Here is a 13,866-nt window from a genome sequence, read left to right on the forward strand (position 1 = left end):
CGTCGGTGGTCAGAAGGAAGGCTGATCAGTCGATCAACTCACCGGTTTTCTTGAGCCGGCGTTTTTTGCTGCCGTCGGCCTGGATCTCGATGCCGACCCGGCTGGCCACGGACTTGCTGGTGGAGAAGACCATCAAGTTGGAGGCATGCACGGAGGCTTCCTCGGTGGAGATGCGTCCGCTCTCCCCTTCCTGGACGGGTTTGATGTGGCGTGTGCGCAGGTTGACCCCTTGCACAACAGCCCGGTTCAGGTCGGGAAGGGTGCGCAGAACCTCGCCGGTTTTGCCCTTGTCCTTACCGGCAATCACCTTGACGGTGTCGCCTTTACGGATCCGCATCTTGATGCGTTCCGTTGGCTTTTTCTTAGCGATGGCAGTGGCCATTTCAGATCACCTCCGGGGCGAGCGACACAATCTTGGTGAAGTTCTTTTCCCGCAGTTCGCGAGCGACCGGACCGAACACCCGTGTGCCTTTCGGGTTGTTGTCCGCGCCGAGGATCACCGCCGCGTTGTCATCAAAGCGGATCGAATTGCCGGTGTCGCGGCGCATGGTGGCGCGCGTCCGTACGACCACCGCCTTCACCACATCCGACTTCTTGACTCCCATGTTGGGCATGGCGTCCTTGACGGCGGCAACGATCACATCACCGACGTGGGCGTAGCGGCGGTTGGTGCCCAGAACGCGGATGCACTGGATGCGTTTGGCGCCGCTGTTATCAGCGACATTGAGGTAAGTTTCCTGCTGAATCATGGGGTGACCTCAGTTGGCGCCGGTGGGGTTGAGCACCTCGGCGACAGCCCAACGCTTGGTGCGGCTGAGCGGACGGGTCTCGGTGATACGGACTCGGTCGCCGACTTGGCAACGGTTGTCTTCGTCGTGGGCTTTGTAGCGGATGGTGCGGCTGACGGTCTTTTGATAGATGGGATGGGGAAAGCGGTTTTCGACCGCTACCACCACCGTTTTATCCATCTTGTCGCTGACGACGGTGCCGACCCTTTCCTTGAGTGCCATGGTGGGTATCGGGGGGATCAGGAGGCGGTGAGAGCGGAGCGCTGCCGCTCCTTCTGCACCGTCAGCAGCTGGGCCAGCTTGATGCGGCTCTGCTTGAAGCGGTGCGGGTGCTCCAGACGGCGGGTGGCCCGCTGGAAGCGCAGATCGAACAATTCACGGCGGCAACCGTTGATCTGATCGATCAGATCGGCGTCATTGAGGAGACGCACTTCGGCGATGTCAGGACGGGCCATGGTTAGGACTCTCCAGCGGGAACGGCGTCGAGAATGGGCTCGGGACCGGGAAGATCACCCAGCTCCGTTGCCATTTCGGCTTGGCCGATGAACTTGGTTTTGACCGGCAGCTTGTACTGGGCCAGACGCATCGCTTGCTTGGCGATGGCTTCGGTGATCTCAGGTCCACCCATCTCAAAGAGGATGCGACCGGGTTTGATCACGGCCACCCAGAACTCCGGGTTGCCCTTACCGGAGCCCATCCGTGTTTCGGCAGGGCGCATGGTGACCGGTTTGTCGGGGAAGATCCGGATCCAGATCTTGCCCCCCCGCTTGACGTAGCGGGTCATGGCCCGGCGGCTGGCTTCGATCTGGCGGGATGTGATCCAGCCACATTCCTGGGCCTGCAGTGCAAACTGACCAAAGGCAATGGTGTTGCCTCGGGTGGCGACACCGCACATGCGGCCTCGCTGCTGTTTGCGGAATTTGACGCGTCGTGGACTCAGCATGGTTCAGGGCTCCTGATCACTCTTTGTTGGAGCGGTCTTCAAATTCTTGGGGACGCCGGTTGGCGCGGCGACGTGGTGCTCCAGCGGCGGGCAGTTGCTCCTTCTGCCCGGGAAGCACCTCCCCTTTGAACACCCAGACCTTGATCCCAAGCACCCCGTAGGTGGTGGTGGCCACCTTGGTGGCGTAATCAATGTCGGCGCGCAAGGTGTGCAAGGGCACCCGACCTTCCCGGGTCCATTCGGTCCGGGCGATCTCGGCACCGTTGAGGCGCCCGCTCACCTGGATCTTCAGGCCGAGAACACCGGCACGCTGGGCCCGTTGGACGGTCATGCGCATCACCCGCCGAAAAGCCACACGCTTTTCCAGTTGTTGGGCGATGTACTCGGCCAACAAAAAGGCGTCGGCGTCGACCCTTTCGATTTCCACCACGTTGATGCGCACCTGACGGTTGCGATCGCCGAGGGTGGTTTGGATGCCCGTCCGCAAATCTTCGATGCCGCTGCCTTGGCGACCGACCAGCACGCCGGGGCGTGCGGTTTTGAGTTCCACCTCAAGTTGGTCGGCCTTGCGGGCGATCAGCACATCGCTGATGCCGGCACTCGCATACTTCTTGTGGATGAATTTGCGAATCCGATGATCCTCCTGGAGCAGGAGGGGATAGGTCTTGCTTGGGGCGTACCAGCGGGAGCGGTGCTCCTGGGTAATCCCCAGTCGCAGGCCGGTTGGATGGATCTTGTGTCCCATCAGTCGGTGTCCTCGGGATTCAGGTGATGGGTGCTGCCACAGCAATGCTGATGTGGCAGGTTTGTTTTTTGATGGCGAAGGCCCGCCCCTGGGCGCGGGGACGGAATCGCTTCAGGGAGGGTCCCATGTCGGCGATCGCCGTGCTGATGATCAGCGAGGCGGGGTCAAGGCCGAGATTGTTTTCGGCATTGGCCACTGCTGAGCGCAGCACCTTGGTGATCGGTCCTGTGGAGCGGTAGGGCATGAACTCAAGCAGGATCAGCGCCTCGCGATAGGAGCGGCCGCGGATCTGATCGAGCACCCGGCGCACCTTGGAAACGGATCCGCGGATGTAGCGGCCGTGGGCGCGGGCTTCTGTGCTGGGTGGGGTTGGATTGACCATGGTGTTTCGCTCCTTAACGGGCACCTTTTTTGTCCTTGATGTGGCCGCGGAAGGTGCGGGTGGGGGCGAATTCCCCCAGCTTGTGGCCCACCATCTGCTCGGTCACGTAGACCGGCACATGGCTCTTGCCGTTGTGAACGGCAATGGTGTGGCCGATCATCATCGGCAGGATCGTCGAAGCCCGTGACCAGGTTTTGATCACGGATTTATCGCCGGAGCTGTTCTGCGTCTCGACCTTGCGCAGAAGGTGATCGGCGATGAATGGTCCTTTTTTGAGTGAACGTCCCATGGCGGATTAAGCAGAGTGCAAAACGGGGTTGATGACCATCACGAATCCCGTCCGCCACGGCTCCGCTTGGAGGTGCGGCGACGTTTCCGCAGCACAAACCGGTTGCTCGGCTTGTTGCGCTTTCGGGTTTTGAGGCCGAGGGCAGGCTTGCCCCAGGGGGTGACCGGACCAGAGCGGCCGATCGGAGCGCGGCCCTCGCCACCACCGTGGGGGTGGTCACAGGGGTTCATCACACTGCCGCGCACCTGGGGACGGCGGCCGAGCCAGCGCTTGCGTCCGGCTTTGCCCAGGCTGGTGTTGCGTATTTCCGCGTTGCCCACTTCCCCGAGGGTGGCGTAGCACTCGCGACGCACCAGCCGCACTTCGGTGGATGGCAACTTGAGGGCGACGTAATCACCTTCTTTGGCCATCACCTGGGCACTGGCCCCTGCGGTGCGAACCATCTGGCCACCCCGGCCGGCGTAGAGCTCGACGTTGTGAACGCTCGAACCCAGGGGAATGGCCGAGAGGGGCAAGGCATTGCCGGTTTCGATCGGCACCTGAGCGCCGGCGACAACCGTTTGGCCCAGCTCAATCCCAGCAGGCGCAAGGATGTAACGCTTTTCGCCGTCGGTGTAGAAGAGCAACGCCAACCGGGCGTTGCGGTGGGGGTCGTAGTGGATGGCGGCCACGCGGGCGACCACATCGTGCTTGTCACGGCGGAAGTCAACCATGCGGTAGAGCCGCTTATGGCCGCCGCCACGGTGGCGGCAGGTGATCACGCCGCGGTTGTTGCGACCCTTGCTGCGGTGCTTGGCGACGACCAAGCTGCGCTCGGGTTTGCGCTCAGTGATTTCACTGAAGTCGCTGACGACGCGGCCGCGGGTGCCGGGGGTGTAGGGGCGGTACTTGCGAATTGCCATAACGTTTTAGATCCCTCAGGCCTCTGGGAACAGCTGGATGGCATTGCCTTCGGCAAGGCGCACCACCGCTTTTTTGACTTGGGCGCGTTTGCCCGCGAACCGACCGATCCGCCGGGAGCGACGCGGTGGGTTCATGGTGCTCACGCCGATCACCTTCACCGAGAACAACTCCTCGACGGCGGCCTTGATGTCGGGCTTGGCCGCACGCGGATCCACTTCAAAGGTGTACTGATTCAATTCAAGGCCTCGGGTGGCCTTCTCGGTGATCAGTGGCCTGCGGATCACATCCGCCAAACGGCCTGCAAAACGTTCAGTCATCGTTGTAGACCTCCTGAATCTTGGCCAGTGCCTCCTCGCTCAGCACCAATTGCTTGGCATTGAGCAGGTCGAACACGTTCAACTGGTCGGCGGCGATCAATTTCACCGTTTCGAGATTGCGAACCGAGAGACGCACCGCTTCAGACGGCCCGTCGAGGATCAGCAACACTTTCGCCCCTGCGGCAATATCGAGGCGTTGCAGGGCTGCCACGATCTCGCGGGTTTTGGGGGCTTCCAGGTCGGCGGCGAAACCCTTGACCACGACGATGTCAGCGGCCCGGCTGATCAGGGCCGTACGCAGGGCGAGCCGACGCTCTTTGCGGTTCATGGCCACGGCATAGGAGCGAGGCTTGGGACCGAAGATCACGCCACCACCGGGGCGGAGTGGTGTGCGGATGGAACCCTGGCGAGCGCGACCCGTTCCTTTTTGCTTGTAAGGCTTGCGGCCACCGCCCCGCACCTCGGCGCGGGTGAGTGTGCTGGCCGTGCCCTGTCGGGCATTGGCCAGTTGCCGCACCACGGCGCGATGGACCAGTCCGGCGGCGGACGATTTCTTGGCGACTTTCAGGTCGAGGGAAGCTTCACCAGCTTCCTTGCCTTGCCAGTCGCGAACGACGCATTGAATCATGGTTGCCATCCTCAGTTCGCGTCCTTCGCACCGACACGCAGCGCCGGACGGATGTTGAGCAGGGCGCCGGGCTTGCCCGGAACCGAACCCTTCACCACCAGCAAATTGCGCTCGGTGTCCACCTTCAGGATCGTCAGACCCCTCGTGGTGATTTGCTTGCCGCCGTAGCGGCCGGCCATCCGCTTGCCGGGATAAACCCGGCCCGGCGTGGTGCCGGCACCGGTCGAGCCGGGCTGGCGGTGGTTCTTGGAACCGTGGGTCATGGGGCCGCGGCTGAAGCCGTGGCGTTTCTGATAACCACTGAAGCCGCGGCCGATGGTGTCACCACTGACATCGACCTTCTGACCGGCTTCAAAGCGCTCGACTGTGATCGGTTCACCCAATTCCAAACCTTCAACTGTGTTGAGGCGGTATTCGGTGAGATGACGCAGCAGCTCGCTGCCTGATTTGGCCAGGTGCCCCCGAGCTGGCTGGTTGACGAGTTTCTCGCGAATCTCGCCAAAACCAACCTGCACGGCGGTGTAGCCGTCGCTGCTGGGGGTTTTGAGTTGGGTGATGCGGCAAGGACCTGCCTCGATCAAGGTGACCGGGATGGACTTGCCCTCCGCGTTGAAGAACTGGGACATGCCCAGTTTCTTCCCAAGAATGCCGATGGCCATAGGAAGGGAATAACGCCAGCAAGGACAGCGCCTCAAAGCTTTTGCAAGCCTGAAGACGTGAAGCTGATTCGGGCGAACGCGCTGGACCAGACTGGAAGTCTGATTCCGGGGCTGCACCTGAAAATTCAGGGCAGAACCGGTTGGGCTAGCGGTAGGGCGAAACAGCAGGCTGGGACTTTCCCGCCCGATCGAAATCAGGCGACAGTTTCCCGCCATTCCGATGAATTGCTCTTCTGTCCTTTCAAACGGAAGTGAAAAACCTGGAAATGGACTGGCCTAGGTAGACCTCACCGACAGCGGTGAGGTCCTGCAATGGTCCGGAGGCCCGGCTAGCGGTCGGGCGCAGATCAATTGCACAGCTTTAAACCATACCCCACAGCCTTTCTGACCGGTTTAGGCTTCCGGCTGTCAGATTCAGTCCAGTTGTTCTGGAGCCTCCCATGCCCCTCTTGCTGACTGGCCGCCGCTTCCGTGACGACCTTGAGCAAGCAGGAGCGTTGGCCCTTTATGCCCCGCTCGAAGGCGGAGCCGAAACTCGCCTGATGCGCCGCCTGCGCGCTGCCGGCTACCGGGCCCAGATGACCTCGGCGCGAGGGTTGGGTGACCCCGAGGCCTTTCTATTTGAGCTTCATGGGGTTCGTCCACCCCACCTCGGCCACCACAGTGTTGGCCGTGATGCGGCGGTAGGAACCGTTCAGCGGGTCATGCCGCAGTTGGGTTCCCTCTTGGTCGGTAGCCAACCGATGTTGTTGTGGTTGCTTGAGGCCCAGGTGTTGTCCTCGGCGGAGAGGACATCCCTCTGCAACCTGACCCGCAGGGAACCACGATTGAAGATCGTGGCGGAGATGGGCGGCTCGCGCAGTTTGCGCTGGGAGCCTTTGGAGCAGTGTGTCGACGCCTGAGCAGGCCCTTGCCGCTGGTCGCTGGGTCAAGTTGATCTGCGGGGCCAGCAATCAGGACCTTGCCGGGATCGAGGATCTCTGCGGGATCTACACCCTGGCTGGGGTTCATTGTATTGATGTGGCCGCAGACCCCGCTGTTGCCGCAGCCGCTCGTCGGGGCATGGCCTGGGCGCTTGATCAGGCCATGCCCCGACGAGCGGCTGCGGCTCCGCCCTGGTTGATGGTCAGCCTCAGCGATGGGGACGATCCCCACTTCCGCAAGGCCTGGTTCGATCCGCTGTGCTGCCCAGCTGATTGCCCCCGTCCCTGCCAGCAGGTCTGCCCTGCCCTGGCGATTGCAGCGACCGGTGCTGTTCAGTCCGATCGCTGTTATGGCTGCGGCCGCTGTCTGCCGGTCTGCCCCCATGGGCTGATTGAGGAGCAGGGGCAGATCCTCTCGGCCTCGATGGTGGCGCCGCTGCTGGCCCGCCTCCGGCCCGAGGCGGTGGAGATTCACACCCGCGTTGGTCGTGGCGAGGCCTTCGCCAAGCGCCTGCTGCAGGTGGAGGCTTCCGGGCTGAGCCTGCGGCGGCTGGCTGTGAGCTGTGGCCTGGAGGGCCCTGCCGGCGTCCGCCCGCTCCAGCTGGCCGAGGAGCTCTGGGGGCGGTTTGCCCGGCTGCGCGCCGGTGGCCTCCGCCCGCTCTGGCAGCTCGATGGGCGGGCCATGAGCGGGGATATCGGCCAGGGCACGGCCCACGCGGCTCTGCGCCTGCTCGCGGCGGTGCGACCGATCGCTCCTCCAGGCCCCCTCCAGCTGGCCGGCGGAACCAATGCCTCCACCCTGCCGTTGTTCCGCCGCCAGGCCGGTTCCGCCCTGGCGGCCAGGAGCCAGGCCGCTGGCGTGGCCTTCGGCGGTGTGGCTAGGGCGTTGCTGCAGCCTTTGATCCTCCAGGCCGAACAAAGAGGGCACCGTCTGCTTGATGACCGGCTGCTCTGGCCCCGGGCCCTTGAGCTGGCACGGGGGCTGGTGGCTCCCTGGCTGGCCTGCTGATCGCTAGAACTGCTGGTCAGGGCTTGCCAGACTGCCCTTCGAGTGAATTCGTGATCCCTCCCGGCCCTATCCCGCCGTCTGCTGTCGTCCCGCCCGTTCTCCCTCGGCGGGTCATCGATGACCTCGACCTGCTCCTGGAGATGTTGCCGGATGGCGTGCGTCTGGCGCTGGCGAGTCCTGCCAGCCGCGAGGATCTCCTGGAAATTGTCCTGGATCTGGGCCGCAGCCCCCAGGCGCGCTATTCCGGCCGTACCGTTCAGCTGGAGGCTCGGCTGATCGAGCGCGCCGACCTGGCCTCGGTGGTTCAGCGGCTCGGTCCATTCGGCGGCGACAACCGGGCCGGAATCGAGCGCACCCTGCACCGGATCAGCGCCATCCGCAACCGGGTGGGCGAGGTGGTTGGCCTCACCTGCCGGGTGGGCCGGGCCGTGTTCGGCACCGTGGCGATGGTCCGTGACCTGCTCGATTCCGGCCAGTCGCTGCTGTTGCTGGGCCCGCCTGGCGTTGGCAAAACCACGGCGCTGCGCGAGATCGCCCGGGTGTTGGCGGACGACCTGGAGCGTCGGGTCGTGGTAATTGACACCAGCAATGAGATCGCCGGGGACGGGGACATCCCCCATCCCGCCATCGGCCAGGCCCGGCGCATGCAGGTGGCGCGGCCGGAACTTCAGCACGAGGTGATGATCGAAGCGGTTGAAAACCACATGCCCGAGGTGATCGTGATCGATGAGATCGGCACCGAGCGCGAGGCCCTGGCGGCTCGCACCATTGCCGAGAGGGGGGTGCAGCTGGTGGCCACGGCCCATGGCAACGAGCTGGCCAACTTGATCCGTAACCCGACGCTCTGCGACCTGATCGGTGGTCTTCAGTCGGTCACCCTGGGCGATGAGGAGGCGCGCCGGCGCGGCAGCCAGAAGGCGGTGCTCGAGCGAAGCGCCGCCCCCACCTTCCCGCTGGCGGTGGAGATGCGCAGCCGCAGCCGCTGGCTGGTTCACGTCGATGTAGCCGCCACCGTCGATGGCCACCTGCGCGGCCAGCCGCGCCAGCCCCAGATCCGTGAGCTGGAGGCGGACGGGCGGGTGCGGCTGGAGCATCCCGTTGCGCCGCAGGCGGGCCTGCGGCCGCCACGGCGCCAGACTGCCGCTCTGAGCGCACGCCAGCCCCTGGCCCCGCTCCCCCTGCCTGATCCGGCCGCAGCGCGCCCCGATCGACTGCCAGAGCGACTGCTGGAGCGATTGCCAGATCAACCGCCGCCGCCAGCTCTGATGCGGATCTTCTGCTGCGGTGTCAGTTCCCAGCTGCTGGAGCAGGCGGCGCGCAGCCGTCAGTTGCCGGTGCAGCGGGTGTGTGACCTGGAGCAGGCCGAGGCAGTGCTCAGTCTGCGCCTGCAGCTGGGCCGCGACCCGGAGGTGCGCCGCCTGGCCCAGCGCCATCGCCTGCCGATCCTGGTGATCAAGGCCGACACCCTGCCCCAGGTTGTACGCGGGCTTGAGCGGTTGTTGCGCCGTCGTCAGGAGCTGCCGCCAGGGGGGATCACCCCTGGGGAGTTGGCCCCAGGGCAGGCAGGGGTGGCCATGGGTCCTGTTCCGTGGCCCGAGGATGAGTCTGAGGCGATCAAAGAGTGCCGCCTGGCGGTGGAGCAGGTTGTGCTGCCGATCGGCCGCCCGGTGGAGCTGCTGCCGCGCAGCCCCAGGGTGCGGCGGCTTCAGGCGGAGGAGGTGAGCGGTTACGGCCTTCGCAGTGCGGAATTCGGCAGTGGTGATCAACAGCGTCTGCGCGTCTTCCCCCGTTGAAGGCCAAAAGCGTCGGTCGGCTTCGGCGCGCCGAGGGAGAGGAGATTGACGAAGGACGGCCCGCTGTGGGTAACTAGCAAAGCAACCGGTCCCGAGACGTTCGGCTCCACCGGGTTATTGGGCCGTCGCCAAGTGGTAAGGCAGCGGGTTTTGGTCCCGCCATTCCTAGGTTCGAATCCTAGCGGCCCAGTTTTTTCAGTCAGCGCCTGCCCCTGTGTCTTCCAGACCCCTGCTGGTCTTCGATTTTGACGGGGTTCTGGTCGATGGCATGGCGGAGTACTGGTGGAGTTCCCGCCGGGCCGCTCTGGGCCTCGATCCCAGCCTGGTGTTGCCGGAGCAGGCACCAGTTGGTTTTGCCCGTCTGCGCCCCCTGATTCACAAGGGCTGGGAGATGGTGTTGGTGGCCGCCGAGCTGGCTCGCCCCGGCGCTGATCCGGCTGCGATTGAGGCCGATTACGCCGGAGCACTGTCGGCGGCCCTGGCCCGATCCGGTTGGCAGCCTTCCCTGCTGCAGGCGGCCCTGGAGGAGGTGCGCCGTGGGGCGATCGCCAGCGACCGAGGGCGCTGGCTGGCTCTGCATCGTGCCTATCCCGGCGTGCCCGAGCGGCTGCTGGCCCTCTCTGGCGAAGGTGCCGACTGGGCCGTTCTGACCACCAAGGGTGCGGCCTTTGCCCGCGAGCTGTTGGCCGCCTTGCAGCTGAGCCCCTGGCGGCTCTACGGCCACGAGCAGGGTAGTAAGGCGGAGGTGCTGCTGCAGCTGCGTGGCCTGGGGCGGCCGCTGTGGTTCATCGAAGACCGCCGCCCCACCCTCGAGACGATCCTCTCCACGCCCGGCCTGGAGCAGGTGCGCTGTTTCCTGGCCGCCTGGGGTTACCTGGGGCCAGGCGATCGCACCGCCCTGCCGCCGGGGATCGCCCTGCTGGAGCCCGACCGCTTCGCCGGCCCCTTGGCGATCTGGCCTTGACCCGCTAGCGTACGCCTGTACTAATCTCAGTTGATACGCCAGCTCCCATTGGTGGCATCTGTGCCTTGAGGCCGCTGCCGCTCCCGTGCCGGGATCTTCGCGCCGCAGCCTGTTCCTTTGCTTCCCCTGCTCCATGGCCTCCGATCCCAAGACCACTGACCTCCGGCTCGCCCATCCCCGCTCCGGCGGCTCCAGCCCTGCCGCCTCATCGGAGCGCGACAAGGCGCTCAGCCTGGTGTTGGGACAGATCGAGCGCAACTTCGGCAAGGGCTCGATCATGCGCCTGGGCGATGCCTCCCGCATGCGGGTTGAAACCGTGTCCACCGGCGCGCTCACCCTGGATCTGGCCCTGGGCGGGGGCTATCCCAAGGGCCGGGTGGTGGAGGTCTATGGCCCGGAAAGTTCGGGTAAAACCACCCTCACCCTGCATGCCATCGCCGAGGCCCAGCGCCGCGGCGGGGTGGCGGCTTTCGTCGACGCCGAACATGCCCTTGATCCTGTCTATGCCGCTGCCCTGGGCGTCGACGTTGAAAATCTGCTGGTCTCCCAGCCGGATACGGGCGAGATGGCGCTGGAGATTGTTGATCAGCTGGTCCGCTCTGCCGCCGTTGACATCGTCGTGGTCGACTCGGTGGCGGCCCTGACCCCCAGGGCTGAAATCGAGGGAGAAATGGGTGATCTGGCTGTGGGCAGCCAGGCGCGCCTGATGAGCCAGGCGATGCGCAAGATCACCGGCAACATCGGCAAATCGGGCTGCACGGTGATCTTCCTGAACCAGTTACGCACCAAGATCGGCGTCACCTACGGAAACCCGGAAACCACCACCGGTGGTAACGCCCTCAAGTTCTATGCCTCGGTGCGGCTGGATATCCGCCGCATTCAGACCCTCAAGCGCGGCACGGAGGAATACGGCATCCGCGCCAAGGTGAAAGTGGCCAAAAACAAAGTGGCGCCACCATTCCGGATCGCTGAATTCGATATTTTGTTTGGCCGCGGCATCAGCACCCTCGGTTGTGTTCTCGATCTGGCCGAGGAAACCGGCGTGGTGGTGCGCAAGGGCGCCTGGTACAGCTACGAGGGGGACAACATCGGCCAGGGACGTGACAACACGATCACCTGGCTGGAGCAAAACCCGGAGAAGAAAGAGGTGATCGAAGCAGCCGTGCGCCGCAAACTCACCGAAGGGGCCGATGTCACCGCTAATTCGATGAAGCCTCTGGCAGCGGCTGCCGCCAAGTTGGCGAACACGGCCTCCGCTGTAAACGAAGCAGGGGGCGAAGTGGTTGAAGCCAGCTCGAGCTGAAGGACCTGGCCGTTCAGCTCTCCCTCCCGGCCTTGCTAGTCAGCTGGCCAGGGCCACCGGTACCTGGCTGACGCTGACGGTCTGAGAACCTGTTTCCTGGAGGGAAAGGGCGAGCCGCTGCAGCTCCTGGATCGCTTCGGCACCCTCCAGTTTCACCAGCTCACGACCGTTGCGTGATTCCACCCAGGTGATGCCGAAATCGGAAACGAGGAATCGCACCATGTGGCCATCACCAAGATCGGCCACAAAGGAAGCGCCCTGGGCTTCAAGTCCGTCGCCGCAGGCATAACAGGTGGCAGCCAGTCCCTTGGCCTTGAGGCTGCTGGCCAGAGCCTGCAGGCTCATGACAAGGTCTTGGACCAGGCAGCGATAGTGCTCAGCCAGGCGAAGAAACATGGGAAGGTGCACAAGTAGTGCCGCGATCCTAAGGTTTTCTTCCGATTGTTGAGAGTATAAATACTCAGACCCAGACGGGTTGCGCTCAGCGCCCGTCGGCCAGGTCCCACCAGCCGACAGCGGGGCCGATGAAGCGCACGGTGAGCCAGAACAGCACCAAGGCTGCGATGCCCACCCAGGCACCCTGCGTGGAGAGTTGCACGAAGCGGTCGGCCTGCTGCCGGCTGAGGGGGAGCCAGGAGACCAGCCGCGGCGAGGTGTCCTGGTTGGCCTCCTGTTTTTTTTGGCGGGGGGGCAACCCCTGGGCGAAACGCCTCTTGGCTTCTCCCATCGCGCTGCGTCTGACTGAATGGGCTCAGATTAGGTGGGCAGCAACCGGTTGAGTCCTGACCAGGGTTCCAGCTTGGCGAAGACCTGCTGGCCCCAGCTGCGGCTGCGCACCCGGCCATCGAGGATGGCCAGCCGGCCGGGGCCTCTGCGCAGGCAGGCTGTGGCCCGCTGCAACTGGCCAAGGGCCTCGGGGAGCAGCAGTTCCCGGAACCAGTCCCGACCCTGTTCCCGCAGCCTGGCCACCCGGGCAGCGGTCAGGGGATCCTCGAGGCTGTTGATCGGCAACGGCCCGACGATCAACTGACAAGGCAAGGGCAGCCGGTCTTGGTGGTCGAGCCACCAGGCCCAGCCGCAACAGATCACCCCGTTGCTGGCCGGTGCGGTGTTCTGGTGGCAGACCCGGCTGCCGAACTCGGCGGCCAGGCCGCTGGCCAACGACAGCCTCAGGGCTGGATCCTCCACCAGCACGATGCTCAGACCTGCCTGGGCCAGAACCAGCCGACGGCTGTGGTCCAGTAGGTGGTGGCCGTAGTGGGGGCTGTTCGGTAACGGCTGACGCAAGGGCACGTAGAGGGGCAGTGGGTCGCTCAGGGGTGGTTCAGCGAAATCAACCACTACCCGGGGATTGATGCCGGCGAGGGTGGCTTCCTTGCCGAGCTGGCCCACCAGCACCACGCCCCGTCCGTTGAGCAGCCCCTGCATCAACTCCAACGGTTCCAGGGGTTGGCGGTGCAGTTGCCACTGCAGCTGCTGGCGGTCGGCCGTGGCCCAACTGGCCCAGCGGGGGCCGGCTGAGGCCAGCCAGTCAGGCCATGGATCGGGCAGGGGGCCGAACAGCTTGAGGAGTTGCCGCAGCGGGGCCTCCTCCTCTGCGGCCAAGGGAACCTGGGTTGTCGGGCTCTGCGGGTGGCTGAAGATGCGGCGGCTGAGCCGTTGATGCAGGGAGAGCAGGCTGGCATCAGCCGCGGGCAGGCCACGGCGCAGCTGCTCCCAGTGGCCGTTCTCCAGGCTGATTTCAAGGGCTTGGCGCAACCTGGTCTCCAGCAGCTCCGCCTCCGGGACTACCAGCTGGCGGAGGCCCAGGTCATCGCTGCGCCACGCCTTCACCAGGTCCGTGTGGCTCAACAGCCACAGTCGGGCTTGATCCGGGGCACGTTCCCCTTCCCAGCAGGGCAGGCCAAGCCCCGCGGCACGCAGCCGGGGCAGTTCCACCTGCAGCAGGCGGCGGCGCAGCGGTTCGCTGACCACCAGGGCCAAGGGAGCCTCGCTCATCGCCAGGGGCACCAGCAGTCCCACCAGCCAATCGGGGTCACTGCCCGGCGCCAGCCGGATCAAGGTGTGATCGCTGCGGCGCAGGCTGCGCCCCACCAGGCGGCAGAGCGTGAGGTGATGGGGCCAGCCGCTTCCACCTTCAAGCCGAAGGAGTTGCTTGAGCTGATGGTGGGCTTGGGCTTCCAACATCGCCAAAGCGTAGGAAGCTGGGCTGAGCGGGCC

Annotated in this window: 20 protein-coding genes and 1 tRNA gene; 6 read left to right on the top strand and 15 right to left on the bottom strand. The window is 64.9% G+C overall.

What is annotated here, in order from left to right; genetic code table 11:
* Window positions 1-25: 25 nt before the first annotated feature.
* The 12 genes from rplX to rplC are packed head-to-tail and all read right to left on the bottom strand — an operon-like array spanning window position 26 to window position 5,654.
* On the bottom strand, window positions 26-382 hold the full coding sequence (gene rplX, locus ACXMDM_RS05515; RefSeq protein WP_071800933.1) for a 50S ribosomal protein L24: 357 nt from the start codon (window positions 380-382) through the stop codon (window positions 26-28).
* Window position 383: 1 nt separating this feature from the next.
* Window positions 384-749 carry a 50S ribosomal protein L14 gene (gene rplN, locus ACXMDM_RS05520; RefSeq protein ID WP_071800934.1) on the bottom strand — a complete coding sequence of 122 codons (366 nt, stop codon included), beginning with the start codon at window positions 747-749 and terminating at the stop codon, window positions 384-386.
* 9 nt (window positions 750-758) lie between these two features.
* Entirely contained in the window at window positions 759-1,010 is a 252-nt protein-coding gene (rpsQ, locus tag ACXMDM_RS05525) for a 30S ribosomal protein S17 (RefSeq protein ID WP_071800935.1), read from the bottom strand.
* A 17-nt stretch (window positions 1,011-1,027) separates the two neighbouring features.
* Window positions 1,028-1,243: a 50S ribosomal protein L29 gene (rpmC, locus tag ACXMDM_RS05530; RefSeq protein WP_071800936.1), complete on the bottom strand. Its 216-nt coding sequence runs from the start codon at window positions 1,241-1,243 to the stop codon at window positions 1,028-1,030.
* Window positions 1,244-1,245: 2 nt separating this feature from the next.
* Window positions 1,246-1,731 carry a 50S ribosomal protein L16 gene (gene rplP, locus ACXMDM_RS05535; protein WP_071800937.1) on the bottom strand — a complete coding sequence of 162 codons (486 nt, stop codon included), beginning with the start codon at window positions 1,729-1,731 and terminating at the stop codon, window positions 1,246-1,248.
* 16 nt (window positions 1,732-1,747) lie between these two features.
* Window positions 1,748-2,476: a 30S ribosomal protein S3 gene (gene rpsC / locus ACXMDM_RS05540; protein WP_071800938.1), complete on the bottom strand. Its 729-nt coding sequence runs from the start codon at window positions 2,474-2,476 to the stop codon at window positions 1,748-1,750.
* A 19-nt stretch (window positions 2,477-2,495) separates the two neighbouring features.
* Window positions 2,496-2,858, bottom strand: coding sequence for a 50S ribosomal protein L22 (gene rplV, locus ACXMDM_RS05545; RefSeq protein WP_083544485.1), 363 nt, complete (start codon window positions 2,856-2,858; stop codon window positions 2,496-2,498).
* A gap of 13 nt (window positions 2,859-2,871) precedes the next feature.
* Window positions 2,872-3,147 (bottom strand): 30S ribosomal protein S19, encoded by a 276-nt coding sequence (rpsS, locus tag ACXMDM_RS05550; RefSeq protein ID WP_071800940.1) that lies wholly within the window; start codon window positions 3,145-3,147, stop codon window positions 2,872-2,874.
* A gap of 38 nt (window positions 3,148-3,185) precedes the next feature.
* Window positions 3,186-4,049 carry a 50S ribosomal protein L2 gene (gene rplB / locus ACXMDM_RS05555; RefSeq protein WP_071800941.1) on the bottom strand — a complete coding sequence of 288 codons (864 nt, stop codon included), beginning with the start codon at window positions 4,047-4,049 and terminating at the stop codon, window positions 3,186-3,188.
* A gap of 15 nt (window positions 4,050-4,064) precedes the next feature.
* Entirely contained in the window at window positions 4,065-4,367 is a 303-nt protein-coding gene (locus tag ACXMDM_RS05560; RefSeq protein ID WP_071800942.1) for a 50S ribosomal protein L23, read from the bottom strand.
* Window positions 4,360-4,995 carry a 50S ribosomal protein L4 gene (gene rplD, locus ACXMDM_RS05565; RefSeq protein ID WP_071802143.1) on the bottom strand — a complete coding sequence of 212 codons (636 nt, stop codon included), beginning with the start codon at window positions 4,993-4,995 and terminating at the stop codon, window positions 4,360-4,362. The genes ACXMDM_RS05560 and rplD overlap by 8 nt, the downstream gene beginning before the upstream one ends.
* 11 nt (window positions 4,996-5,006) lie before the next feature.
* Window positions 5,007-5,654, bottom strand: coding sequence for a 50S ribosomal protein L3 (gene rplC, locus ACXMDM_RS05570; protein WP_071800943.1), 648 nt, complete (start codon window positions 5,652-5,654; stop codon window positions 5,007-5,009).
* 440 nt (window positions 5,655-6,094) lie between these two features.
* Here rplC and ACXMDM_RS05575 point away from each other — a divergent pair, with 440 nt between their 5' ends.
* From ACXMDM_RS05575 to recA, 6 genes are all read left to right on the top strand, one after another.
* Window positions 6,095-6,556, top strand: coding sequence for an NAD(P)H-quinone oxidoreductase subunit N (locus ACXMDM_RS05575; protein ID WP_071800944.1), 462 nt, complete (start codon window positions 6,095-6,097; stop codon window positions 6,554-6,556).
* Window positions 6,543-7,586: a Light dependent period protein LdpA domain-containing protein gene (locus tag ACXMDM_RS05580; protein WP_071800945.1), complete on the top strand. Its 1,044-nt coding sequence runs from the start codon at window positions 6,543-6,545 to the stop codon at window positions 7,584-7,586. Before ACXMDM_RS05575 ends, ACXMDM_RS05580 begins: the two co-directional genes overlap by 14 nt.
* Window positions 7,587-7,726: 140 nt before the next feature.
* Window positions 7,727-9,379 (top strand): AAA ATPase domain-containing protein, encoded by a 1,653-nt coding sequence (locus ACXMDM_RS05585; protein WP_071800946.1) that lies wholly within the window; start codon window positions 7,727-7,729, stop codon window positions 9,377-9,379.
* Between the two features lie 118 nt (window positions 9,380-9,497).
* Window positions 9,498-9,569: transfer RNA gene (locus ACXMDM_RS05590), tRNA-Gln, on the top strand.
* Window positions 9,570-9,593: 24 nt separating this feature from the next.
* The gene (locus ACXMDM_RS05595) at window positions 9,594-10,343 is read left to right on the top strand and encodes an HAD family hydrolase (RefSeq protein WP_071800947.1); all 750 of its coding nucleotides are present in this window, start codon (window positions 9,594-9,596) and stop codon (window positions 10,341-10,343) included.
* A 133-nt stretch (window positions 10,344-10,476) separates the two neighbouring features.
* Window positions 10,477-11,646 carry a recombinase RecA gene (recA, locus tag ACXMDM_RS05600; protein ID WP_071800948.1) on the top strand — a complete coding sequence of 390 codons (1,170 nt, stop codon included), beginning with the start codon at window positions 10,477-10,479 and terminating at the stop codon, window positions 11,644-11,646.
* 39 nt (window positions 11,647-11,685) lie between these two features.
* On the opposite strand, the gene ACXMDM_RS05605 is transcribed toward recA, so the two are convergent.
* The 3 genes from ACXMDM_RS05605 to ACXMDM_RS05615 all read right to left on the bottom strand — a co-directional run bounded on the left by ACXMDM_RS05605 (window position 11,686) and on the right by ACXMDM_RS05615 (window position 13,833).
* Window positions 11,686-12,042 (bottom strand): DUF1815 family protein, encoded by a 357-nt coding sequence (locus ACXMDM_RS05605; RefSeq protein ID WP_071800949.1) that lies wholly within the window; start codon window positions 12,040-12,042, stop codon window positions 11,686-11,688.
* An 85-nt stretch (window positions 12,043-12,127) separates the two neighbouring features.
* Complete coding sequence (locus ACXMDM_RS05610; protein WP_071800950.1) at window positions 12,128-12,373, bottom strand: DUF2839 domain-containing protein; 246 nt, start codon at window positions 12,371-12,373, stop codon at window positions 12,128-12,130.
* A 29-nt stretch (window positions 12,374-12,402) separates the two neighbouring features.
* Window positions 12,403-13,833 (bottom strand): ATP-dependent DNA helicase, encoded by a 1,431-nt coding sequence (locus ACXMDM_RS05615; protein WP_071800951.1) that lies wholly within the window; start codon window positions 13,831-13,833, stop codon window positions 12,403-12,405.
* Window positions 13,834-13,866 lie beyond the last annotated feature (33 nt).

The organism is Synechococcus sp. CS-603 (genome assembly GCF_977929215.1).